The 24,534-nt window shown below is 35.5% G+C and carries 19 protein-coding genes; 8 read left to right on the top strand and 11 right to left on the bottom strand.

The features are described 5' to 3' along the window. Positions 1–519 precede the first annotated feature (519 nt). Together H4J52_RS14170 and H4J52_RS14165 are read left to right on the top strand one after the other, a co-directional pair. Positions 520–2,013: a M28 family peptidase gene (locus tag H4J52_RS14170; protein WP_182224973.1), complete on the top strand. Its 1,494-nt coding sequence runs from the start codon at positions 520–522 to the stop codon at positions 2,011–2,013. Positions 2,014–2,216: 203 nt separating this feature from the next. Next, positions 2,217–2,402 carry a hypothetical protein gene (locus tag H4J52_RS14165; RefSeq protein ID WP_182181226.1) on the top strand — a complete coding sequence of 62 codons (186 nt, stop codon included), beginning with the start codon at positions 2,217–2,219 and terminating at the stop codon, positions 2,400–2,402. Positions 2,403–2,452: 50 nt separating this feature from the next. On the opposite strand, the gene H4J52_RS14160 is transcribed toward H4J52_RS14165, so the two are convergent. From H4J52_RS14160 to H4J52_RS14145, 4 genes are read right to left on the bottom strand one after another with little or no spacing between them, the layout of a single operon-like run. After that, the gene (locus H4J52_RS14160; protein WP_182181227.1) at positions 2,453–2,926 is read right to left on the bottom strand and encodes a glycine zipper 2TM domain-containing protein; all 474 of its coding nucleotides are present in this window, start codon (positions 2,924–2,926) and stop codon (positions 2,453–2,455) included. Positions 2,927–2,956: 30 nt separating this feature from the next. After that, positions 2,957–3,559 carry a penicillin-binding protein activator LpoB gene (gene lpoB, locus H4J52_RS14155; RefSeq protein WP_182181228.1) on the bottom strand — a complete coding sequence of 201 codons (603 nt, stop codon included), beginning with the start codon at positions 3,557–3,559 and terminating at the stop codon, positions 2,957–2,959. A 39-nt stretch (positions 3,560–3,598) separates the two neighbouring features. After that, positions 3,599–4,036 (bottom strand): YcfL family protein, encoded by a 438-nt coding sequence (locus H4J52_RS14150; RefSeq protein WP_182181229.1) that lies wholly within the window; start codon positions 4,034–4,036, stop codon positions 3,599–3,601. 10 nt (positions 4,037–4,046) lie between these two features. After that, positions 4,047–5,471, bottom strand: coding sequence for a COG3014 family protein (locus H4J52_RS14145; protein ID WP_259366701.1), 1,425 nt, complete (start codon positions 5,469–5,471; stop codon positions 4,047–4,049). Positions 5,472–5,831: 360 nt separating this feature from the next. Between H4J52_RS14145 and H4J52_RS14140 the strand changes: the two genes are divergently transcribed. Further along, entirely contained in the window at positions 5,832–8,018 is a 2,187-nt protein-coding gene (locus tag H4J52_RS14140) for a marine proteobacterial sortase target protein (RefSeq protein WP_182224971.1), read from the top strand. Then, entirely contained in the window at positions 8,002–8,559 is a 558-nt protein-coding gene (locus H4J52_RS14135; protein ID WP_182181231.1) for a class GN sortase, read from the top strand. Before H4J52_RS14140 ends, H4J52_RS14135 begins: the two co-directional genes overlap by 17 nt. Here the strand turns inward: H4J52_RS14135 and H4J52_RS14130 are convergent. Then, a complete protein-coding gene (locus H4J52_RS14130; RefSeq protein WP_182224969.1) occupies positions 8,556–10,589 on the bottom strand; it encodes a winged helix-turn-helix domain-containing protein in 2,034 nt (677 codons plus the stop codon). The two genes, H4J52_RS14135 and H4J52_RS14130, sit on opposite strands and share 4 nt — an antisense overlap. A 134-nt stretch (positions 10,590–10,723) precedes the next feature. Between H4J52_RS14130 and H4J52_RS14125 the strand changes: the two genes are divergently transcribed. Beyond that, the gene (locus H4J52_RS14125; protein WP_182224967.1) at positions 10,724–12,544 is read left to right on the top strand and encodes an alpha/beta hydrolase; all 1,821 of its coding nucleotides are present in this window, start codon (positions 10,724–10,726) and stop codon (positions 12,542–12,544) included. 243 nt (positions 12,545–12,787) lie between these two features. Here the strand turns inward: H4J52_RS14125 and H4J52_RS14120 are convergent, their stop codons facing one another. The 3 genes from H4J52_RS14120 to H4J52_RS14110 all read right to left on the bottom strand — a co-directional run bounded on the left by H4J52_RS14120 (position 12,788) and on the right by H4J52_RS14110 (position 15,267). Further along, positions 12,788–13,399 (bottom strand): alpha-ketoglutarate-dependent dioxygenase AlkB, encoded by a 612-nt coding sequence (locus tag H4J52_RS14120; RefSeq protein WP_182181234.1) that lies wholly within the window; start codon positions 13,397–13,399, stop codon positions 12,788–12,790. A 70-nt stretch (positions 13,400–13,469) separates the two neighbouring features. Further along, the gene (locus tag H4J52_RS14115) at positions 13,470–14,072 is read right to left on the bottom strand and encodes a DUF938 domain-containing protein (RefSeq protein ID WP_182181235.1); all 603 of its coding nucleotides are present in this window, start codon (positions 14,070–14,072) and stop codon (positions 13,470–13,472) included. Then, positions 14,065–15,267, bottom strand: coding sequence for a GNAT family N-acetyltransferase (locus H4J52_RS14110; RefSeq protein ID WP_259366699.1), 1,203 nt, complete (start codon positions 15,265–15,267; stop codon positions 14,065–14,067). The genes H4J52_RS14115 and H4J52_RS14110 overlap by 8 nt, the downstream gene beginning before the upstream one ends. A 207-nt stretch (positions 15,268–15,474) precedes the next feature. Here H4J52_RS14110 and H4J52_RS14105 point away from each other — a divergent pair, with 207 nt between their 5' ends. Both H4J52_RS14105 and H4J52_RS14100 read left to right on the top strand, forming a co-directional pair. Next, on the top strand, positions 15,475–15,645 hold the full coding sequence (locus H4J52_RS14105; protein WP_182181236.1) for a hypothetical protein: 171 nt from the start codon (positions 15,475–15,477) through the stop codon (positions 15,643–15,645). Between the two features lie 503 nt (positions 15,646–16,148). Continuing rightward, on the top strand, positions 16,149–17,369 hold the full coding sequence (locus H4J52_RS14100) for a response regulator (protein ID WP_182224965.1): 1,221 nt from the start codon (positions 16,149–16,151) through the stop codon (positions 17,367–17,369). Positions 17,370–17,527: 158 nt separating this feature from the next. Here H4J52_RS14100 and H4J52_RS14095 read toward each other — a convergent pair whose 3' ends face one another. Continuing rightward, positions 17,528–21,895: a PAS domain S-box protein gene (locus H4J52_RS14095; RefSeq protein WP_182224964.1), complete on the bottom strand. Its 4,368-nt coding sequence runs from the start codon at positions 21,893–21,895 to the stop codon at positions 17,528–17,530. Between the two features lie 367 nt (positions 21,896–22,262). Here H4J52_RS14095 and yghU point away from each other — a divergent pair, with 367 nt between their 5' ends. Beyond that, positions 22,263–23,138: a glutathione-dependent disulfide-bond oxidoreductase gene (yghU, locus tag H4J52_RS14090; protein ID WP_182223433.1), complete on the top strand. Its 876-nt coding sequence runs from the start codon at positions 22,263–22,265 to the stop codon at positions 23,136–23,138. A gap of 179 nt (positions 23,139–23,317) precedes the next feature. On the opposite strand, the gene H4J52_RS14085 is transcribed toward yghU, so the two are convergent. Both H4J52_RS14085 and H4J52_RS14080 read right to left on the bottom strand, forming a co-directional pair. Next, a complete protein-coding gene (locus H4J52_RS14085; protein WP_310649666.1) occupies positions 23,318–23,791 on the bottom strand; it encodes a phosphate-starvation-inducible PsiE family protein in 474 nt (157 codons plus the stop codon). Positions 23,792–23,923: 132 nt separating this feature from the next. Next, a complete protein-coding gene (locus H4J52_RS14080) occupies positions 23,924–24,367 on the bottom strand; it encodes a SirB2 family protein (RefSeq protein WP_182181259.1) in 444 nt (147 codons plus the stop codon). Between the last annotated feature and the right edge of the window lie 167 nt (positions 24,368–24,534).

Raw genomic sequence — 24,534 nt, 5'->3', positions numbered from 1 at the left:
TCCATAGGATTTAAGTAGTTAAGTATTTAAGTATGTAAGTATTTAAGTATTTAAGTAACAATATCATGGTGGCTTAAGGAAAACTGATTAATTACAACGTCATTAGTTCGACAAACTGATGATGAAGACACCAAGCCAATGAAAGTTATCGTTATGATAATGAAAGCACAGCTAAACGAACGTAAAGATGTTCAATGCTGGGCATCAAGTGATCTCATAAAATATGAACATTTAACAAAAAACTAATAAAAGCGCTTTCGAGCGTTTTTTAATTTTAGTCTGTACATAGTATAAAAATTACCTTTGTTAAATAAAATTCAAATATAACAATAAATTAAAGTCACCATCAGATATTTCATTCTAAAAAGTGGTCTTATCAATGATGTCAAGGTATGTACTACGTAACTAATTCCTGACACATTAGTTGAATGTTTATATGAAAATGCGTGTAAAACCTAAAACAAACTTGACTGATTATTCATCAAGCGTTATGAATAGGTAAAAATTAAAAGAAATCCTATGAAAAAAATTATTCCTTTAGTGCTTATTCCTACATTGTTAATGAATGCGGCTTACGCAACGTCGATTTTTAATAGTGACATTGAAAACTTAATTACCACATTGAAAGCACCTACACCGATTATTAGTGACTTAAAACAACTCACTGATGAAATTGGTGGCCGCTTAACAGGCACACAGGCAAATAAAAAATCGGTTAACTGGGCGTTGAAAAAATTTCATGAAGCCGGTGTAACAGCAAAAAAAGAGCCCTTCACAATGCCACGGGCTTGGTCAGAGAAAACGATTAGTGCTAAAGTGTTTAATCGCCAAATAAATTTTTCACCACGCATAGTTGCTATGCCGTTCACTAAAAAGACACATTATCGAGGCCTTACGGCAATAATTGTTAACCTAAATAAAGGCACAGAGTCTGATTTTGAAAAAGTAAATACCGACCTTTATCTCAAAGACAAATGGCTCCTTATTGAAACCGACATCTTGGATGATAAAATTGGCATTAATGGCCTTTTTCAAGAGTATACCAATGCCGTAACGATTGAAGAAAGAGCGTTAGCTGTAGAGGCCACAGGTATTATTTATATGTCTTCACGGCCAAAAAACCTATTATATAGACACTTACCAAGCTCTGGGGTTGATAACAAGTTACCTATTGTTGTGATGGAAAGAGAAAGTGCTCAACGTACTCAGCGTTTAATCAATTCAGGCGAATCACTTAAGTTAACCGCAAAGATAAATATATTAGGTGAAAAATCTTATCAAGCTAATAATGTTGTCGCTGAAATAACAGGTGACACCTTCCCAGAACAAATAGTCTTGATAGGAGCGCATATAGATTCTTTTGATTTAGGGACCGGCGCATTAGATAATGGCGCAAATGTGAGTTTAGTCATTGACCTTGCACGTCAAATCAAAAAACTGGGTATTGTACCTAAACGCACCATCCGCTTTGTACTCTTTAATGGTGAAGAACAAGGTATGTACGGTTCGTGGGGGTATACGCAAACACACATAGATGAGTTAGATAATCATATTTTAGCTACCACCATAGATATTGGTACGGGGGCTATTTCAGGCTTTTTTATTAATGGTCGAGAAGAAATCAAAGCATCTGTTGACAGTGTCTTACATCCAGTTGCTGAATTAGGTCCATTCAGCCAAGTTATCGATCCGGTTGTTGGTACTGATAATTATGATTTTATGATGCAAGGTATTGCAAATTTAGTCGCTAACCAAGCCAATGCTAATTATGCTTCAAACTATCATGCACAATCAGACACCTTTGACAAAGTAGACCAGTGGCAGTTGAAAATAAACTCAGCCATTATGGGCGCAACTATTTTAGGTATTGCTAACCTTGACGAAATTCCATGGCAACGCCAAACCGCAGAGCAGGTGGTAGAAATGGTAGAAAAATTTAATATTGAACAAGCAATGAAAACCTTCGGTTTACAACAAGGCTGGCAAGATAATAAACGAGGAATTCAGCACTAAATCTAACGGACAGTTTAAAACTAAAATAGCCGCTACATAATAATATCTAGCGGCTTTATGCCTACATTTAGCTTAAAGCACAATTTATCTTCACATTAAAAGTCATTGATACATATTTTATATTCTGATTATAACAAAATAAAATTTAGCTTTTTTACCTCTATTATCTATACTTAGTCAAATGTTATTGATGGAGTAATAATATGAGAAGAATCCCTCCTTCACTGGTCAAAACATGGATATTTCTTATTAAAAGTAAAGATCCACGACTCGCAAAACAAAAGTTTTGTGCTTATAGAAAAATCAGGGAGCTGTTTGGTAATAGCGATATTGCACAATTGTATATTGAACAATATATTGATCGAGATATCGAAGTCGTCATTATTTAAAAGAGCAAACGAGTAGCCATTAAGTTAATCCCTACTCGTCTGTAAACTCTCTACATTTGCTTATCAAGTCGTACCGAACCGTTTTCCAGATAGATAAGTCGAATAGCATCGTTACGTTGGAAAATCATTTTTGAGTCTAAGTATTGCACAACCATAAACAACTTACCTTCCTCTGTTTTTATCATTAACTCGACTAAATGAAGGGTCTTGCGTTGATATTGAGGGTTTTTGCTATGACTAATAGCCCCCCCTAACAAGGCACCAAGAACCGTTGCAACGTCTCGTCCATTGCCACTACCGAATTGATTTCCAATCGCGCCACCGATAAGTGCGCCACCAAAAACTTCCCACCCCTTATTTTTATCTTCTATGAGCTCTTCTTCAGTAATATTTCTTACTGATTGAACAGTCCCGAACAAGACTTTTTTAACAGGAACCGCTTTGTTCCTGTCATAATCAGCATTCGCTGGTATACTTAATAAAACAGTCAATAGACATAAACAAGAAAATAGAATTGTTTTCACAATATCCTCCTTAAATGATTAATGGCGGTGTTACCAACCTACCGATTCTTTCGCTTTAGTTTTACGTATCTCAGTTTCATCTGCCCATTCAACAAGTCCACTTTCTAAATCCATTAAACGTAAAGTAAATTTATAATAAACATCAGATTTGTCTTTGTTAGATTTCACAATGCTTGATAAATTGCCATAAAGCATATACTCAGCACCTATTTGCTTACCAAACTGCACGGCTTTGCTTGTATCAACCATACCACCACCTTGTTGAAATTTGATTTGTTCACGAGCAGCTTCTACTCGACCCATATCAACAAACCGAAATTTCCCTGAACGTAACAATTTAGTAGAAATAGAATCAGTTATTGACTCTGTATCGATGTGCTCGCTCGTTTTATTTTTAATGCGCTCAACAAACATTATTGGCCGTTTATTTTGCGTTAACGTACCAACAACAGGTGATAATAATAGAGAGTCTGTCATATCTCCTGCTACTTTTTGTAAATCGGTAGAGCCAAAGTTAATGTCTGTTGTTTCAACAGCCGTAGCATCACCATAGCGAACAACCGATTTTTGTGCGCAACCAGCAACCATCGTAATAGCTAAGCCAACAGTCGTAGCAATAATTAATTTTTTCATTTGTACTTCCTTAATAAATAACGTAATAATTTTAAATTTTTAGTATCTGTATGCCTTTTCGGGAACCTCCCTCACATAGACAGTAAATGAAGCAACTTGATCATTTGGTGCGAGTCCTTTTAGGATTGTCGACTGAAAACCATGTAATTCAACTGGCTGCCACGGTGTTTTTCGTGATTCTACAACAAAACCTTGCACATCAAACCAGTTAAAATGATATTGCAATTTCAGAGACTTTTTATAAGTACTTTTAAGTGCTACGTTAACCTCTAATAAGCCGTTTGCCTTTCTAGACTTAACATCGACAATTTTTAGTTGTTGCCCCAATTTAGGATTATGTACTTCTAAATGCTTTGAAAAGTCATCGCCTTGCGTCATCTCACTGGTGCCTGCTCCTGATGTTATGGGCATTGCACAGCCAAATAAAATAAGCGAACTGATAATAATAAACGCTGAAAGACTAATGAAATTTTTCATACTCTTCTCCTTACATATTTATAGTTTGATAACCGGTGTAATCGCCTATTGCGGTAAAATTAATTAAAGTGGTTTTATTCTTCGTAACCTCAACATTAATCACTTCTTTTTTACCTGCAAACGAAATTACTAATGTCTTATGCCCTGCCTCAATATTATTTATTCTCATTATTTGTACATTGTCAGGTAAGCTAGACCAACTTCGCGTGTCTGCTTTTTCCGATGCTATATTATAAAGGCTTGCTAAAATATTACCGACATCCCCTCCAGACTTACTCAAATTATGACGTATTTGTTCTTTGGCAACTAAACGGATCGCTTGTCTTGTCACTAATCCTGGTAATTTTTCTTGCAAATCTTTACTCGCTAAGGACTGAAGTCTAACAATTTCTTGTGATAGATAACTTTTCTCATCAAGACGAATATTCAGTGGCATTAATGTTGATAAACTGCCCCGATATACGGGTAAAGCAAAAGTAAAAAATTTAAAATCTGCGCGAGTATTAAAAACAGGTAAATTCAAACTGGCTTCCTGCTTTGCGCTGACAATACCTTGTTCAAAAATAACAACTATTTGACCTGAGTTTTCTTGATTTACCGCTTGGTACGGTCCGAATTTCTGTTCAAAGCGCGTATAATCTTCATGCATGCCTAATTTTTTTGCCAAGCGCAGTACATCTTGTTGCAAATAAGTATTATTTGGATAAATTTCTATTGCCCGTTTGTAATCAATATACGCATCATTAGGCTGTTTACCTGCTTCGTACAGCAAACCTGAGAGATAAAAAGTAAAAGCATTTTGAAAACTATTTTTAACCTCTCCAATTAAGCCAGCCATTGATGGATAATTTGTGTTTAATTCATTTGCGTTAAGACCTTTATCAGCCATAGCTTCTTGAGCTTTGTAAAGTTCGGCTTGGTTTGTTTTTAGCGCATTTTCTTGAACTAAATTAGCACGCCGAACTTCGACTAAAGCGCCTTCTAACCGCCCTTGATATAAATAATTCAAAGCTTGATAAGAATGCAGCATACCTTGTTCGTATGAAGGAATTTCATACCCAATAGCATTATCATTAGTCACCACTGCACTGACCTTTTGAAGCCCATTACTTATTTGTATTTTTGCCGCTTGCTCTTGTGCCTGCACCTGCTGGTAGGCTATTTCAAAACTCTTTTGACTCGCTACCCAATTATTATTAAGGAACTGCAAGCGTGCTTTCTCTAATTGACTCAAGCCATAATTATTATGATGCTTATTAACAGATACAATCGATGTTTCTGCGGTAACAAACTCACCTTTTAACTGGGCTAAACGAGAAGGTTGCATTTGCTGACTGTAACCAAAAAATAAGTCACTCATTCCTATAGATGTGCAGCCAACAAGCATTGCTACTGAAAACATAAGACAAATTTTTATTGATAAATTTTTAAGCATAAAGTCTTTCAAGTAACCCTAAATTGTTGAGGATATGATAACACTTAATTAACCACTCCTACTCTTCATTAGCTAAGCGGTAAAATTAATACTAAACAGTAAATTAGGCAATATAAAAATTGTGAGTAAATTGTAAGAATTCTGTAATTTTTGATCAATATTTACTGATAGGTAATCATTAGCGCTTAAATTTCGCCCCGTACTTAGCCAATTTATTACGCTTGGTGTTGCTCACGTGCAACAAAAACCTTATCTGCCATATTTTAAACATATTTTGTCAGTACTTCGCCCTTATACTGCCCGCACTAACACTCAATGCTTTGTTTAAATACCCACACCACATAAAAACAAGAGCAAAGCATGTTCTCTTCTAAAAAAAGCCTAAAATTTGTAGATTATCAAGACTCCTATTATTACCGACAACAGCGTAAAAAGCGTCGTAATAAATGGTTGAAAATATCACTTATATTATTACTTATCGGGTTTTTCGCCCTATTTTTCATACCATTCGCACAAAGTAATAATATGGATATGGACAAAATGATAGCGAATGATAATTCGCTCATTGAGGGGCCTCAACTGCATTTTGAACACCCTAACCCAACAATGCGTGCAACGTTTCCTGTTGATATTAAGGCCGACGTTGAAATTAATGGTTTGGTGGCTCATGTAACAATGCAACAAACATTCATTAACCCTCATGCGATTACCTTAGAGGGGGCCTATCAATTTCCCTTACCGGAAGGTGCCGCGGTAAAAAAATTACTAATAAGCGTTGGTGATAAAGAGATAGTGGGTAAAATAATGGAAAAAGAAACAGCAAGAGCTGTTTATAAAAAAGCGAAAACAAAAGGTAAAAAAGCAAGTTTAGTTGAACAACATCGTCCTAATTTATTTATGAATAAAATAGCAAACATCCCTGCACAATCAACTGTTGTTGTGACTTTAACTTTCATTATGCCCGTATCTTATCATCAAAATAAATTCAATTTTCGCCTGCCTCTTGCTATAACAAAAAGGTATCAACCACTTTCATACCATCAAATAACTGATGGTCCCAAGAAAAACCCAACGACAAGTTCAACGACAAGTTCAACACTACATTATCCGCCAATAGCTCGCAGTCAATCATCAATAACTATTAAGTTAACTGCTGGCGTTGCTATTACCTCTATCTTCAGTGCGAGTCATCAAATAACAATGCGCCCGTTAAATAGTGATCAAAACGGTTTTTATATTACGTTAAAAAAAGCGCCCGTGGTGTCTAATAAAAGCTTTACTTTAAGCTGGCAGTTATTGCCAAGCGTTCAAGCTCAAGTCAGCAGCTTTTCGCAAGAAATTTCAGGGGAACATTATACTTTACTCACATTCTTTCCGCCAAAATTAGACCAAGCACAAGTCATTGCACGAGATATTATTTTTATCATTGATACTTCAGGTTCAATGCAAGGTCCCTCGATTGAACAAGCGAAAGCAAGTTTAAAGCTAGCGATATTACAACTTAACGAAAAAGACAGCTTTAATATCATCGCTTTCGATGACGAAACTCAATTATTGTTTCCCTTCACTACCATGGCTACAGAAAAAAATATTACAACCGCACAGCAATTTATTAGCGAATTGACGGCCGATGGCGGCACTGAAATGTATCGACCACTGAGTAACGCCTTAATAATGAAAAAAAGTGCAATGCAATCAGCAAAAGCTATTCGCCAGATAGTCTTTATGACTGATGGTGCTGTCGCTAACGAATTTGAGCTTATGCAGCTACTGAGCAACGCTCAAGGAAATTTTCGTTTATATACCGTAGGCATTGGTGGCGCACCTAATGGCTATTTTATGAAGAAAGCGGCTCAGTTTGGTAGAGGGAGTTATGTATTTATACAAAATAACAAAGAAATTGAAGTAAAAATGAGCGCGTTCATGAAAAAAATAAGTCGACCAGCAATCACGAACATTGAATTAATACTCGATAATCAAGTTCATCAATACGTTGAAGTTTATCCTAAAAAGATCCCTGACTTGTATTTCGGTGAGCCATTGCAAGTTGCACTTAAATCCCAGTTTCCTATGACGAGTATCCAATTATCGGGAAATACAGCATCGGCGCCTTGGTACCAACAATTAATTATTAATAGCCAGCAATCATTCAAAGGTACTTCAACACTTTGGGCTCGAAGAAAAATAGAGAGTTTGCTCGATAGTCTAGTCAGTGGAGCTAATAGCCAACAGGTAAAATCAGCCGTTATTAGTACATCGCTAGATCATCAAATAATTTCTCCGTACACCAGTTTTATCGCCGTAGAAAAACAACCCCAAACTACGTTGTTACTCGCTAAAAAAAGCTTATCAGCTATTGAAAAAGCTAAATACAGTGTGATCCAAGCCCACGAGAGTTTGCGGGTTGCTATGCCGCAAACAGCTATAGGTTGGCAGTTGCAATTTATGCTCGGCCTCTCGATATTATTATTGGTCATCCTCTATGACTTTACCTGGCTCGCAAGTAAACGCTTCAAATGGAGGTTTCGCCGTGCAAAGCATCATTAAAACCTCACTGCTTGTTATCGGTAGCTTACTTTGTCTCCATGCCAGTTGGTTACCCACCAAAGGATGGCTATCTCAACAATTAATGAGTTACAGTTGGCATCAAAGCATTGATTTAAAGCAAAAAATTAAACCTTGGCCTTGGGCTGACACTTACCCAATTGCAGAACTTTTATTTCAACGTTTAAACAAACGTGTTGTCGTGCTTAACGGCGGAGATGCCACCACATTGGCTTTTTCAGTCGGTGCCATTGCCCCTTTTAATCAAACCATGAGTAAGCAACCACTTGTGGTTGCCGGACATCGAGATAGTCACTTTTCATTTCTCGACGAGGTATTTATCAACGATATAATTTCATTGACTGACGAAAATGGTCAAAACCAGCGTTATCACGTTGAAACGATTGATATTATTGACGCTTCAGCAGGCTATCTACCAATTTCAGCCAATGACTCGCAGTTAATTTTAATCACTTGCTACCCTTTTACAAATACATCGATCAACAGCAATGAAAGGTATGTGATAACCGCACTAAAAATCTAAAATTCATATTGATAAATATCCCCTTCAATCGGTTTTAGCCGTACCCAGAAAATATTTAATTGGTCAGGCGACACTACATATTGGTGAACAAAATCATGAGGTTTTGTCATCAATAATTGTTCTTCACCCGTTTCAATGTCATGCTGCCAAATCCCCGTAGCTTTTCGGTAAAAATACAGTTGGTTATTAATAACCTGCCAATTAAGCCAATTGATGCGATTAAAATCTTCAATTACAAGCCATTCTGTTGGCTCTGCTAGTTTTTTACGCCACAAACCGTCTACAGTAAACTTAGAATAATAAAGATACTGCCCAATAATTCTGCCACTGTATCCACCAGAATAAGTCAGTTGACTATGCTTATTCGTAGCGCGTTGGTATAACCATAACTGCCAATGTCCAGAATGGTTGCTACTATAGATAATGTCTTCTTTATTACGCTTATCATAGTTGGCAACATAACTACTTTTTGGCTCAGAAAATACCGCTTCAGAAACACCTTTTTCGAGATCTAACTCAAAAACGACACCATGTTTAGTAAATAATACACGTTTCCCGTCGTCAGACAGTTCATAGCGAACGAACTGCAAATCAAAGGGTAATTTCACATCAATTAATGTTGCTTCGCTGCCTTCTATTTTCCACCAATGATGACTCTTGTAACGCGTTGACAACACTAATTTTGTATTAGCTTGCATGCGCGGCAGTAGCTCTGCTCGTGCACTTTGTTGCCAAACGACATCACGATTATTGTGAATGTCATATTTCACAATTTCACTAACAATACTGGAACTACTCACTAATAATGAAGGCGCTTTCATACATGGAATAACCGCTAATGAGTTAATTTTGAATGCTAGTTGTTTTAATGGCTGGTATCGGCTGTCAGCGTTTAAAACATAAAGATTATTATTATCTGCAATAATTAATGCACTTTTATTTGGATGCCAAACAAGGTTACTCACCCGCAGATCTACCGTATATTCTGCCACTTGAAATTCTGCTTCGTTAATAATGATTTTGGATTTATTTTCATTAATATAACGAATAATAGCTAAGTGATTATTTTGACTATTATAAGAGAAGTGAAAATCACCCTTGGTATTATCTTTACTGCTTGGATTTGTTATTTGTCTTAATCGGCTAGTCTTTATATTATAACTAAATACTTGGTATGGATGAGATTTACTGAAACGCTTATTAAAATAAAAGGTATCATTTTGTCCCCAAACTAATGAGGTTGGTGGCTCATCGCAGGTAAATAATGTGTGCTTTTCCTTTGTTAATACATCATAAACCGCCATTGAACACTGATTATCAATGGTTGTTGAAAAAACAATATTTTTTCCATTGCCATTAATTGCCGCAAAGGCATTCATTAACACAAGCTGTTTAGTATGTGTTTTAGAGTCGTATAAATACACCGATTGTTTGTTGTTTTCATCTAAATGATGAAATAATATTTTATCACCAGATTCGGTTGTTGAAAGCTGATACTCCCATCCTTTCAAACCAATTAATGGCCCACTGACTAACGAAAGGTTACTTTGATGAGTAAAACTGTTCAGCTTAAATGAATCGTTCAAAAATACCATGTTCACCAGTAAGGCAATTATCACCAGTAAGGCAATTACCATAAAACTGATCGATTTCAAGCTAAACATTGCTTTTATTACCGGGGCATTTTTGGCTGATTTTGTTTCAACTTCAGTTGTTTCTTGCTCAGTTTCAAGCACTTTGGCTATTAATCGATAACCTTGAGTTTGCACTGTTTCAACAACAGCTTCATCGGTTAATGCCGAAAAGTGTCCACGTAATAGAGACACCGTTCTATTAATAGCTCCGTCACCAACAATACGATTGTTCCATACTTTTACTATCAGTTGATCACGCGTGACAATTTGACCGTCAGCAGCTAACAACGTTGTTAATAAGTTGAAAACTTTGGGTTCAAGATTTCGACTTTGAGTACCATTTTTTAGTATTCTCTGCTTTACATCGAATATAACATTGGCGATATGAACAGCCATAAAATCTCTATGATATTGAAATAACTTTATATTTTAAAAGATAACATAAACATATTAAAAACATAAGCTCGATCTGTTTATGCTGAAATAAATAGATGATTTGCTAGAGCCCCTATCTAAAAAGAGTAAAGACAATGCGTTTATATGTATACATTTCATTAAAAACAGTCGTCATTATGTGGCTACTTTTAGGCTGTAATAGTAACGAAAAAAATTCGACCGCGAGTATTACAACTTCGCAATTAAATGATAAAACAAAAATAACATTAAGCGATAGAAGTTATTATATCGCCACACCCAATACAAACTTTGATCCTCAAAAATCTTATAAACTGTTACTTGCGTTTCACGGCTCTATGCAGGGCGCAAAAAGCATGCGAAGTTTGACTAAATTTGAATTTGCTTCAGACAATTATATTGTCGTTTACCCGCAGTCAAAAGTAGAAGAGTGGAATGAAGGTTGTCATTGTAATAAACCGCACCGTTTAGGCATTGACGACCTTCGTTTTGTTGAAGATGTAGTGGCTGATGTAAAAACGAAGTTCAATATTATTGACGATGAACTTTACGCAGTAGGTTTCTCTCAAGGCGGGCTTTTCACCCAAAATTTGAGGTGTAACAGTAAACTAAATTTTAATTCGATAGCCTCTGTTGCTTCACCTATGTCAGATAATCTTTCTCTGCAATGTCAAATTGAACATAGCACTAATTACTTGATGGTCCATGGTAAAAAGGATACCACGTTGCCATTTGAAGGATTAATACATTCAAATTTTGGACTGATTTCAAGTGAATCGGCCATTCATTTAATCGCCAAAGAAAACAACATTGATGCTGATGTAGAATTTGAAAAAAGTAACGATATTTCAACGTATACCTTTAAAAATGAGTCCCATATTAATCAACTAGTCGCTATTGAAGATGGTGGCCATAGTTGGGCATTTACTCATTTTGATACGACCAAACAAGTGATTAACTTTTTTGATTCAGTGAGTAAAAAAAAGTTCGATAAACACACTAGTTTATACCGGATAGAAAAAGAGCATAGCAAAGATGTAAATGTGCGAAGCATGGGGCTTGAACATTCCGGACCCGCTATTATTCTCCTGTCAGGATTTAATAAAAATTATCATAGTGACAGTGCATGGTATTCGCTATTACAACCTTTAATTGCCAGAACCAATCGTGTGCATGTTATAGAACGTTACGGTAATGGCTTTAGTAGTTTAGTTGAACAACCTTCTTATGCATCGTTTGCACCGGCATTAGATAAAACACTTGCCATACTTAATGAAGACGAGTTCATTATGGTTAGTTTCGCCAGCGCAAATATATTAGCTCATGTATGGCAGAACTCTCAAACCTTACAAGTCACAGACCATCTTAAAGGCATGGTTTGGATTGACCCCGACATTTTATTACCACATTCTATCGCCCTTTACCAAGACTGGCCTGTCTCTTGGTATCGAAAAGCTGGGGATACGTTAATCGAACATATTCAACAAGGTAATTGGACACAAAAAACGTTAGATAAACTCAACGATGAGCGTTCAACAATCAACGAACTCATCCCTTTAGACTACAAGGATATGATGGATTGGTCATATTTTGATTTAATCAGCCAAGGCAGAGCAGATATTGATAAACAACTTATTCGAGCGAAAGAAATCATCAACTATCATGACGACTTAGCCGCCGTATTAGGCAGTAAAATGTCAACATCAATTCCAATCACGGTAATTGACACTGACTTTGAATCTCATGATATAAAAAATGCAGAACCAGAGTATCTTGATACTTTATTGTTATGGCAGCAAGAAGGATCACAGTGGAGTCAATTCATCAGCAAAGCATCGGGAGGTCAATATGTTCCACTAATAAATAGTGATCATATGGCGGTATTTCAGCATCCTGATGAAATTATAAAAACGATATTACACTTGGAAAATAACTAACATCGCTAACATAACAACAAGTACATAAATTTACCCTCACATCCATAGTGCAAGGTGTGAGGGGAATTAACGTTCAGAGCACTTAACATCAACATAGCACTGACATAATATTAACTTGCATTAAGGCTGTATAATCAGTTGTATTAAACGGAGCGTCAAATCTACTTTATCGCCGTATCAACAACCTTACTCTATATTGCTATAACTTAGCTTATTATCGAAAATTGCAGTGTAAACACGACATTAATCATCAACAATAGTTCTGAACGTTAGATTTATTCTTGCGTCTTTTATCAACTTACTCGGTGGTAAACGATGCAACCAATGCTGTTGGGTAACCCCTTTCATCACTAATAAACTGCCTGTTTTCAAGGGTAATGCAATCACTTTTTTTGATTGTTTATGCTTAAAAGCGAATTTTCTTTCGACACCAAAACTCAACGAAGCAATAGCACCTAACTCTTGTAAATTCTTTTCCCCATCACTATGCCATGCCATACCCTCTTCCCCGTTGTGATAAAGGTTAAGCAGGCAAGAATTATAGGTTTCACCGGTATGTTGTTCAACAAGAGCTTTCAAGGAAAGTAACACGGGTGAAAAAGGTAAAGCGGTTCTCATGATGTTTGAGTAGGTATAACGAAAACTTTTTTCAGCATACCAAGCAACCTTTCTTTTAGTTTCGATAAGTTTACCAAAGACTATCGCTTTGTCGCACTGCCAATCGCTATGATTAAGCAAGCAGCTGAAATAATAATCACAGTCGAGTAATGACATAACTTCGCCAAAATAATGGACCTCGCCATCGTAAGGTAAAAGATTAATCGGTTGTTCTAATAAGGTGGGGAATAAGTTCATGGCTCTACTATTATACCTCGTATGCAAAGTTTAGCTGTTTATATGACAACATCAGTTTTTGACGCGTATCTTATTTTTTTGATAAAACTAATAAACGATTATTCGCTGGCATTACATGATCATCAACTAAATGAAGGCCCGCTGAAGTTGCTAATAATAAAATGGCTTCTATATCGCGAATACCACTATTTATATCTCTTTCCTTAAGCCAAAGATCAAAATTAGCATTGCTTTCGCTAGAAAATCTGCCTTGATAGTTAAAGGGCCCATAGATACAGACATTTGCTTTAGCCGTTAAGTTTTGTGCAAGGCCCTCAAAAAATTTAATCACCAAGGGCCAACTGATTATATGCAATGTGTTAGCGGTATATACGCTATCAAACCGCATATTTTTATTAGGCACAGGCCAGTCGTGATTTAAGTCAACAACAATAGGCCTTTGTACATTAGTCGCTGGTGTTTCATCTAACCACGTATTAATACCTTGATGGTTTATTAATAGATCACTGGTTTGCCATATTAAATGGGGTAAATACTGACCAAAATAAACAGCATGTTGCCCAGTGCCTGAACCAATTTCTAGCACATGCTTATTGCTTGAAAACACTTTTTTCAAAACATTTAAAATGGGTGATTTATTATTGTCACATGCTTGAGAAAAGGGCTTATTCATTATGTTTTTTTAACACCTGTTTAAAAGGTAATAATTGCTGACATTGTTGTTGATACATTAGCATATGCTTTTGCTCTTGTTGACAAAACGCTTTAATTGCCTCTTTAAAAGCAGGATGTTTTATCCAGTGGTAAGAGTACGTTAAAATGGGTTCAAAACCTCTTTGAATTTTGTGTTCACCTTGTGTGCCGGGATTAAAAACCTTCAAGTTATGCTGAATGCAGAATTCGATACCTCGATAATAACAAAGCTCAAAATGTAAATTATTATAGTGTCGAGTGCAGCCCCAATAACGCCCATATAAATGCGTATCATCATAAAAAAATAGCGCGCAAGCGATATCTTCTTGGTCATGACTGGCAATAATCAATAAAATATTATCCGTCATGTTAAGCAATATTTGCTTAAAAAACGCAGAGTTCAAGTGAGGTTGATGGCCTCTTTTTAAATAGGTTAGTTGGTACGTTAAATAAAAAAAGTCGAGATCTTTTTCTGTTATTTCATTTTTTTTCAGCTGACGTATTTCAATACCTTGATCGAGAATTGATAACCTTTCTTTACGAGTATTCTTTCTTTTACGCGAAGTAAAAGTATGCAGAAAATCATCAAATGTTTTATAACCGTAATTAGACCAATGAAATTGCACGGTATTACGCTGGTAAACATCTTTAGGCAGGGGGGCCTTTATTTCTTTACAATACAAAATATGCCAGCTATTAATATTTTTTCGCTGACAATGCTCCATTAATGACTGAAATAATGCCTTTATTTCAACCTGTGAAGAGAGTAATTTATCGCTACTCACTGGTGTAAAAGGAATGGTAGCCACTAATTTAGGGTAATAATGAATATTATTTCGTTTATAAGCATCTGCCCAGTCCCAGTCAAAAACATATTCCCCCCACGAATGGCTTTTCAAGTACATCGGCATGATCGCCGTTACTTCATTTTCAGTGGTTACGACCAAATGATGGGCTTGCCAACCTTGTTCAGTACTTACCGATTGGCTTTTTTCAAGCGCCTTAAAAAACTCATAAGAAAGAAAGGGACAAGATGAATCCTTTAAATGCTGCCAATCACCCGCATTTATCTTCTCAATGTCATTAATAAAATCAATTTTTAGCTCAGTATTCAAGTGTATTTTTCTCACCAACGATGGCTGTTTATAATTTAATGCCTGTAAGGTTACCGCCAAGTCGAGTCTTATTAAAGAAATTTTAAAAGGTAAGGTTTATTTCATCAATCTACTCAAATATAGCTAGCACTCCTATAATAAGCTTGGTGCACTACAAAACAAAGTATTTATAAAAAGTAACCGCAATAAAAGCAACGTACAATACTAGGATTTATTGACTGACGCTTATACAATACCGGAAAATATTAAATAAAGGTTGAGCTAGCGGTGTCAGAAAAAGTCATTAAATTCGAATTTGAGAAACATAATAAAAACAGTGTTCGATATAAAGAAGTACCAGAAAATGGCATGCCGCCTATTTTAGGATCTATTTACGTGCAAAAGTGGTTTGCTGGCGACAGTAAAAATATTGAAGTGACGATTACAACAAAAGATTAATAAATACATCAAACTAAAAGTAACCCTATTCCATCGCTCAATGAGGCAATGCCGTTTTATGGAAAAGAACGACTGAAGTTAAACGTATACTGAGCGACGATTGCCAATAGCTAATTGATACCATGGTGTTGGCGATAACGGATGGTGTCAGTATTACTGCCCCAAAAATCCATCACAGTGTACGTATTTCATTATATGTTCAAAGCCTAATACGCGATATCCTAAAACGTCATTAATGACGTCAACCGCTGTCATTAACCCTGAAAAAAATTCTCGTTGTAGCCTTCTCCCTCATAATTTAACATTTAATCTTCATATATTGAACGACTTCATGATATGAAAGATATCCAAAGTATTGATAACAATGTTAGGTTATACTCATATTAGCAAGGAAGGTATAAATGCTAACTTATATTCGATAAATGTAAGTACCTTAAAATTAATAATAAAATGTCGAACTTAGTGAAGTTAAGAGTAGATTTTTGGCTTAAGGAGTAGAGCAATTGCAACATCACAACATTATTTTATATACCGCTGAGCGTGGCGATAGCGAGTTATTAATTAAAGTCTTAATTGATCACTTTGATAAAGTACTGGTCGTTACCGCTTTATCTGCACTTGAAAATCAGCTTCAAGATGAAACACCTAAAATAATTCTTATCGATACAACCACTTTTCAACGATCTTTAATGATCTATTATAGTTCGCTTAAATCTGTATTAGTAAAGCCAACTTGTGAGCACTTTATTATCTCTGTTATTTCTGCAGGGGAAGAAAATGAAGCATATGAAGCTTACGAGAATGATATTATTGATGATTATATAATTACAAATCCACTTTATGAGAAAAAACGTGCGGTTGTTGTGTGTTCAAATTTACTGGCTAAACTCGGAGTAGGTCTGAAAAAAAGTGTGGCATTAGAATATATTTATCAAAAAGTGTCTTACGCAAAAGAAATTAGAGAAACTGTACTGCATGGCCTAGAGCTAAAGGAAAAGCTTAGACTGTCTTTTGAAGAAAGTATTACCGACGTTGAAAATTCTATTAACAAAGCCACAGAACAAATTAAATGTCATCACAATGTTGACATTAACCTTGGTGTTGTTAAAAATATTTTAGCGTCAATACGCTCTGACGAAATTCGCCCCAGATTGGTAGAATTACAAAATAAAGCATTAGATTTGTTAAGTGGATTAATTAATGCGCTGGAAAATAACGCTCAAAATAATAATGATATTAACCCGCCAACGTCTTTTAACAAACTTTACAATGCAAGTAGTGAGAATGCTGAGAAAGAACTAGAGAAGATACAAAATAATAACAATTCGCGTATTATTAAATTGTTATTAGTAGAAGATGATCCCATTAGCATACATTTAACAAATACTTTACTGAATAAATATAAGCTAGATGTCAAAACCGCTAGTACCGGAAGAACAGCATTGCTTGCTCTTAACAATATACATTTCGATATTGTTTTGCTCGATGTTAGCCTACCAGATACTAACGGGTTATATCTTTTGGGCCAAATGAAACAAACCAATGGAAAAAATCTTGATACACCGTTGATCATGTTAACAGGCAATAAGAATAAACAAATAGTTAAAAAAGCGATTGAATTAGGCGCTAAAGGCTATTTAATTAAACCTTTAACCCAAAACATTATATCTAAGCTGTTTAAGGAAAATAATATTCCTTTAATTGAAAATACAATTAAGCCGTAAGGTTTTTGTGAATAGTACGCTCAAAAATCAACCGCCCCCTTACTTACTTATTTATTATTTATAACTATAAATAATAAATCATAAATAACTTTGACCACTTTCTCTTTAAGCAAGTAATTGACGATAGTATTAGTCATTAGTCATTAGTCATTAGTCAGTTAAAAATTTAATTCTATATCGTCAAATACACGATTAAATTCAAAATATAATTTATCACTTATCTTTAAGATTTCTTGTGTATTTCCTTCTATAACGAGTAGCTCTAATTTTTCACAATAATGGGCTAATAATATCGCTCCAGCACCGCGAGTAGAAGACTTAAGTTTGTGCGCAAGGTCAGCAACACTTTTCCAATCTTCATTCGCTATATTTTCTGCTAATTCAGCTATTAATGGTTTACTATGCTCTTGATAAAATTTTAAAAAACTTTGCTGTGCTGATTTATCGTCGCCAAAACATGCGGTTAATGCCGCTATATTAATAGCCGGTTGATTTGACAGTTCACTCGCTTCATCATCGGTTATTTCAGCAGGGGCATCTATTTCAAATTCATCATCTAGTCCCTTCTTGGTTAACCATTTATTAAGTAATGAATTTAAATCATTTAATTTCAACGGCTTAGTTACGTAATCATTCATACCCAGTTTTATACAGTGCTCGGCTTCATCTCGCATAGCGTTGGCGGTAATTGCAATGATTGGGATCTGAGCTCCCCCCTCTGGCTCACTTTCTCGTACTCTTCTAGCAAACTCAAAGCCATCCATTATCGGCATTTGACAGTCAGTCATGATCAGTGAAAAAGAATATTCTTTCATTTGATCAAGCGCTTCTTGTCCATGATTAGCAATAATAACCGCATAACCAAATAAATTTAGTTGGCGTTCTAAGACCTGTTGGTTGTAAAGGTTATCTTCAACAATTAAAATCAGTTTATTATCGGTTTGTGCCTCTGTAATAATTGGAATAGTTAAGTTTTTGACCTCAAGTTTTCGATCATTTATAAGTGGGTTTTTATTGCCCATAATACGGGCAATAGACCAATAAATTTTTTGTGGTAAGAACGGATTACTCGCAATTATGGTGATATTTTCATGAGGAAGTAGCAGATCAAAATTATGCCAACGTTCAAGGACTAGCACGTTGATAGCGTCGCCACTGGTGGGCAGTAACTGCTCTTTAACTGCTGGCCAAAGGCTAATCACTTGCTCTGCAGAAATAATAATAAGATCATAATTTCCATCGGCAATGAGTTGTGGTATTTTTGTTGAAGAGCTCGCGGCTAAATAACAGTGCGCGCCAAGTGCTGTTAGCCCTTTTTGTAAAATAACATCGGTTAATTCATCATGAGCAACGAGTAATATATTCAAATTATAGAGTTCAACGCTTAACGTTGATGCCTGGTTTTTTTGAGCCGGCATTAAAGGTAAGTCAACATGAAACTCTGTTCCATGACCAATAGTGCTCTGGCAGCTAATTTCTCCTCCCATCAAAATAGCTAGTTTTGAACAAATAGATAAGCCTAACCCCGTACCACCAAATTCACGATGAATGCTGTTATCAGCTTGAGTAAAAGCATCAAATAATTGCTTTTTTTGGTCCTCACTAATACCGATGCCGTTGTCTTTGACCGTTAAACGAAAAATTTTCTTATTTTGACTGTTATCTAAGTAATCAAGTTTTACCTCAATAAGGCTTTGACGTTCATTATTGCTAGGCGTAAATTTAATCGCATTACCTAACAAATTAAGCACAATTTGCCGTAACCTAACGGGATCACCCAACATAGAATCGGTCATGTGTTGATTAGATGAGCAAACTAGCAATAATTTTTTGTTCTGTAATTGTGATGAAAGGAGCTCTGATGCACCTTCAATAATTTCTGTCCAAGTAAACGGTATTGACTCTAAGGTCATTTTTCCCGCTTCTATTTTTGAAAAATCTAAGACATCATTAATAATTTGTAATAATGCCCATGCAGAATCTTTAGCAACGTTCGCTAAATGGTATTGATCTTCATCAAGTTCAGATTGTTCAAGGAGCTCTAACATCCCTACTACACCATTCATGGGTGTTCTAATTTCATGACTCATTGTCGCTAAAAACTGTGACTTAGAATCACTTGCCGCTTCAGCGGTTAAACGTGCTTGTTCTAATTCATGTTGAGACTCTTTTAAGTCAGCTAATGTTTTTTCTGTTCTGTTGCGCTGATATTTAACATCAAGCAATACATTTAAAGTCGCTTGGCGAGACTGTTCTTTTTCTGCATCGAGTATTTCGCGTTCTATTTCATTTTGCTTGATACTGGTTATATCTTTGACTATACCCAACAAGCTAATGGCTTCACCATTGACATCACGCCTAACTTCGGTAGATGTCTTGATGTATCTTAATTGCTTGTTTTCTAATATCACTCGACATTCAAAGCTATATACCTCTAATTTATTTAACGCTTTAAGTTGATGTATTCTAAATTGATAACGGTCATCTGGATGAACTAAACTGACAATAAGTTCTGATGTCAGTGGCGTTGTTCGATCAATACCCATCAATATAAACATACCATCAGACCACTGAATGGTATTGTTCTTTAGCACTTTTTCCCAACAACCTAAATGAGCAATACGTTCGGCTTCTTTTAGAAATAATTGTTGCTTCAACAGCTTATCTTCATTACTTTTTTGTACACTAATATCTTGGTTTATCGTTAAGAAGTGGTCTGTTTTTCCATTCCGGTCTCGTATGGGTGAAATATCCGTAGTACCCCAGTAGCAACTTCCGTCTTTTTTCTTGTTGTATAACTGACCACTCCAATGATTACCATCGATAATTTTTTGCCAAAGTTGCTGATATTTTTCGGCGATTTTATGTCCTGAATCTAAAATTTTTGCATTTTTTCCTAAAACTTCAGTTTTTGAATAACCCGTTGTTTCAGTAAAGGCTTTGTTAACGTAAACAATCTTCCCCAAAAAGTCAGTTATCAAAATAGCAGAGCGACTTTGCTCAACCGCACTTTCAAGTACCAACAATCGACCTTCCAATTGTTTTATCGTACTTAAATCAGAAACAATGGCAGTAAAAATATTCTCTTGCTGGTTTTTATAGCTACTTATCGCAACGCGGGCTGGAAACTCTCTCGCATCTTTAGCTCTAGCTTGCATAATTCTAAAACTGTCACAGGTATTGCTATCACTTGCTATTTGTTGGATCCATTTTTGTAGATATTTCTTTTCATGTAACATAAAAAAATCGTCAAAAAACATCGCTTCAGCCCATTTTTTATTAACAGAAAACAACAAACTCGCCACTTTATTAAATCGTATAATTTCCCCCTTTGAGTTAAAAGATATTATTGCATCAGGGGAATTGTTCAGCATTGGGTAAAGATAATGTTCTGGATCGAAGGTAACGGCCGCACGGCGCTTTTGCCAATAAAAACCAATGACTAATATAAAGATACTCATTAAAGCTGTTTCTAATAACTGCCAGAAAAAGCCAGAAACTATTTCTTGTTGCGATTGAAGTACGTCTACCTCATCGACCTCTGCCCCTACCCCTAAGCCTAACTCACTATCCCATAGCCAAACACCAACGACAGACTCTCCCTGATAATCTAGATACGTATGCAGACTATAAGCATCTTCTTCTTGCAATACTGATTGTCCCTGTTGGATATATGATGCTGTTTGAGAGCTTGGGTTATTCTTTGACTTAACTGACTGAGTTAAAGATCTAGCCAATGCGCTAGCTTGTCCTTTCATAAGTGAACCCGTAGACTTAAGTTCTGACTCAAAATGATTTGCCGTTAATAAACGAGCTTTAGCATCAAAAAAATAGGTTTTTCCTGACTGCCACTGTTGATATTGCTGAACAATATTAGAAAAACTGCCCAATGGATCTATACGAATTGCAATAACAGCAACAACCTGTTTTTTTTGATCAAATATCGGAGCCACAATAAAAGTGGTTGGATATTGTTCCTGTAATTCCCCAGCAGAATTGGGTAAAGGTATTGCGGATAAAATAGAAGGAATAAAAATAATTTGACCATTAAAAGCTTTGGCAAGTTCCGGTAAATATTCATCAGCAATAATATTTCGCTGTCCAACTAAATGATCTAATTTAGCGGTAATATTTTTATACTCAGGTGAAATTATATAATAGCCCTCGTTACCTTTAACAAAAAGATAAGGGTCTATAAGCGCCGTTAATCGCCGAGTGGCTTTATCTAACGAAGTTAAACTTCCTGTCGATTGTTCAATAACTACCTGTTTTATTTGCTTAGTAATAGTAGCGGAAGTTGACCAAGACTTTATTGAAGAAAAGTTAGACTTTATCCAGATGTTTTTTAATAAGTAATGACTCTTTTGTACACTTACTTTTAACGTAGCTATTGCTTGAGATTTTAGCGCTTTTTCAACTTTATTATGGCTATCCCAACCAATGATTGTTGAGCCGATTAAAAATAGCAATACAATAACAGAGATAATATATAGAGGAAATTTATATAAATTTACGTATCGTGACATGATTATATAATCCATTATTATTTTTAGAGATAAGGACACTTTTAATTTATATATAATGTTGCCAATGGCTTAATTTAACCAATTCTATATATAAAAATAAATAGATGAAGTTCATTCTGTTGATAAGTTAATGACACGTCCATGCTTGTTCACTTTTTTGTAAGCAATATCCACACTAAAGTATATAACTATAGAATATTTTAAGATAAACACCTGATAGAAATTGAAATCATGATTATTAATGATAATGATATATCTTTAATATTTGGTAAGCATATTATTATTATATTTATTGCTAATATCGATAAAAATATCAATATCAATTAATGATAACCTTAAAGCCTACATAATAATTACGGAGATAAAAATGTCTAAATATAGCTATGTGCCGCCAAAAATATGGGAATGGAATAAAGACAGTGGTGGTAAGTTCGCCAGTATTAATCGCCCTATCGCAGGGGAAACTCATCAAGCAAAGTTACCTGTCGGTAAACACCCTTTACAATTATATTCTTTGGCCACTCCGAATGGCGTTAAAATAACCATTTTATTGGAAGAGTTATTAGCATTACAGATCAAAGAAGCTGAATATGACGCCCATTTAATTGACATTATGGAAGGAGATCAATTTAGTTCAGGATTTGTCGCAATAAATCCAAACTCTAAGATACCTGCTTTAGTTGACAATAGTGGCAATAATAAACTCCCTATTTTCGAGTCTGGCGCGATACTGCTCTATTTAGCAGAGAAATTTGATGCTTTTTTACCTAAAGAACCTTTCCTCAAATCACAATGTTTATCCTGGCTATTTTGGCAGGTAGGAAGTGGCCCTTATTTGGGCGGTGGCTTTGGACATTTTTACGCATACGCACCAGAAAAATTTGAATATCCGATAGAACGATTTACACTGGAAGTCAAACGACAACTCGACGTATTAGACCGCCATTTAGCCAATAATAAATATATTTGTGGTGATCAATATACCATTGCTGATATCGCTATATGGCCATGGTACGGCGCATTAGTTCAAAATAAAGTCTATGAAGCTGCTGAGTTTTTACAAACTCAATCTTATGTAAACTTAGTAAGGTGGACAGAAGAAATTGGCGAACGAGCAGCCGTTAAACGTGGCTTAATGGTTAATCGTACTTGGGGAGAGTTAGATCAGCAGTTACATGAACGCCATGATGCAAGTGATTTTGAATTCAAAACTCAAGACAAAGTGGCCGATATAAAAGAATAAACCGGTTGATATTTGAGTCGCGTGATTTAAATTTTATTTATCTATGTGTCAACGTAGTATTCGATTTTTATTATTATTAAACTCGAATATTTATGGCATTTAATTCGTATTTTACGAATAAAAAAAACCAACACGTTCAAAACGTGTTGGTTTAATGAGTCCGATAAAAAGAGCTGATTTTATCTTTCTATTTTAATTATTTCTTCAGGATCTTTATTGTTCTTCTTTATTAACCAATATGTTACTCCAAGAGCAATAGTAACCAACGCAAGACCTACTATCTGCTCAGCAGAGACAAACTTGAGATCTAATACAATAATTTTACGAGCAACTGCCATCAGTGCCGTGGCAACCACTAACTCAACGGGGATAACATTAGAACCAAGATATAACCGAATATTGATAAAAATTTCAACCGCGATCAATACCACCATAAAAGCGCCAAACGTTTGAAGAATGTCTTCAATATTTAAGAGAAAGTATGGCGGTGTAGACAATTTTAAATATAAAACATAAACAACATCAGCAATACTCCAATAGATCACTAATACCATCAATAAGGCCAGTATTCTTATTGCAAATCGAATAGAACGATGCAATAACTTTAGCAGCGGGTCTGCGTGATTTTCTGGTAGTTCCTCGTGTTTCATTATTTTTCCTGTTATTAATTTTATTGTTGTACAGCGCAAGCAAGGTAAGTTCATTACATCAATAAAACCAACACTTAGCTTTTAATACCAATGTTGGTCTATCAAATTAAACGTCTACAATCGACATGGACAAAATTAGCAGAGGGTGGTCAACATAGACTGCCCAAAATCAATATAAGCATTAATGTCTTCGCTAGCGCCTTTTGATTTCAGGTGATCAGCAAAACCAAGTCTTGCGCTCATCGTGAGCCAAAATACGGCACTAACTAAGCCAACAATACGCCATAATGTTGATTTTGCCCACTTAAGCGCCAAAGTAATAGAGAGTATATAGATAACAAAGCCTGCTAATTTAGACGATGCCCAACCATTAACAAATGGATATAAATTAAGTGGATTAACACTAATCATATAAATAAAAGTGACAACAAATAGCGTATATAAAATATGTGGTCCAATCTTTAGCAGTTTATTATTAACCTTCTCAGACCCTCTCATCATCAACACAAAGTTAATAATAAAAAAGATAAACGTAAGCATAATTATGGTGAGATGGGCGTGCTTAACTATCATGTACATGTTGTTGATCCCTAAAAATTTATTGTTTATTTATGACCGAGGCGGTCAGTATATATTTATTTTATCCAGGAAACGCTATCTCCTGCATTATTTTGTTAAATTTATCTCACCCCCCCACCTTATTCACGCATTAATTGTACCTGTTACCTAAAGTTTTTACATTTTGT

The organism is Colwellia sp. MB02u-14 (assembly GCF_014076915.1).
Taxonomy (GTDB): domain Bacteria; phylum Pseudomonadota; class Gammaproteobacteria; order Enterobacterales; family Alteromonadaceae; genus Colwellia_A.
The sequence above is the reverse complement of the archived record's forward strand: the minus strand, read 5'-3'. Positions and strand labels throughout refer to the sequence as shown.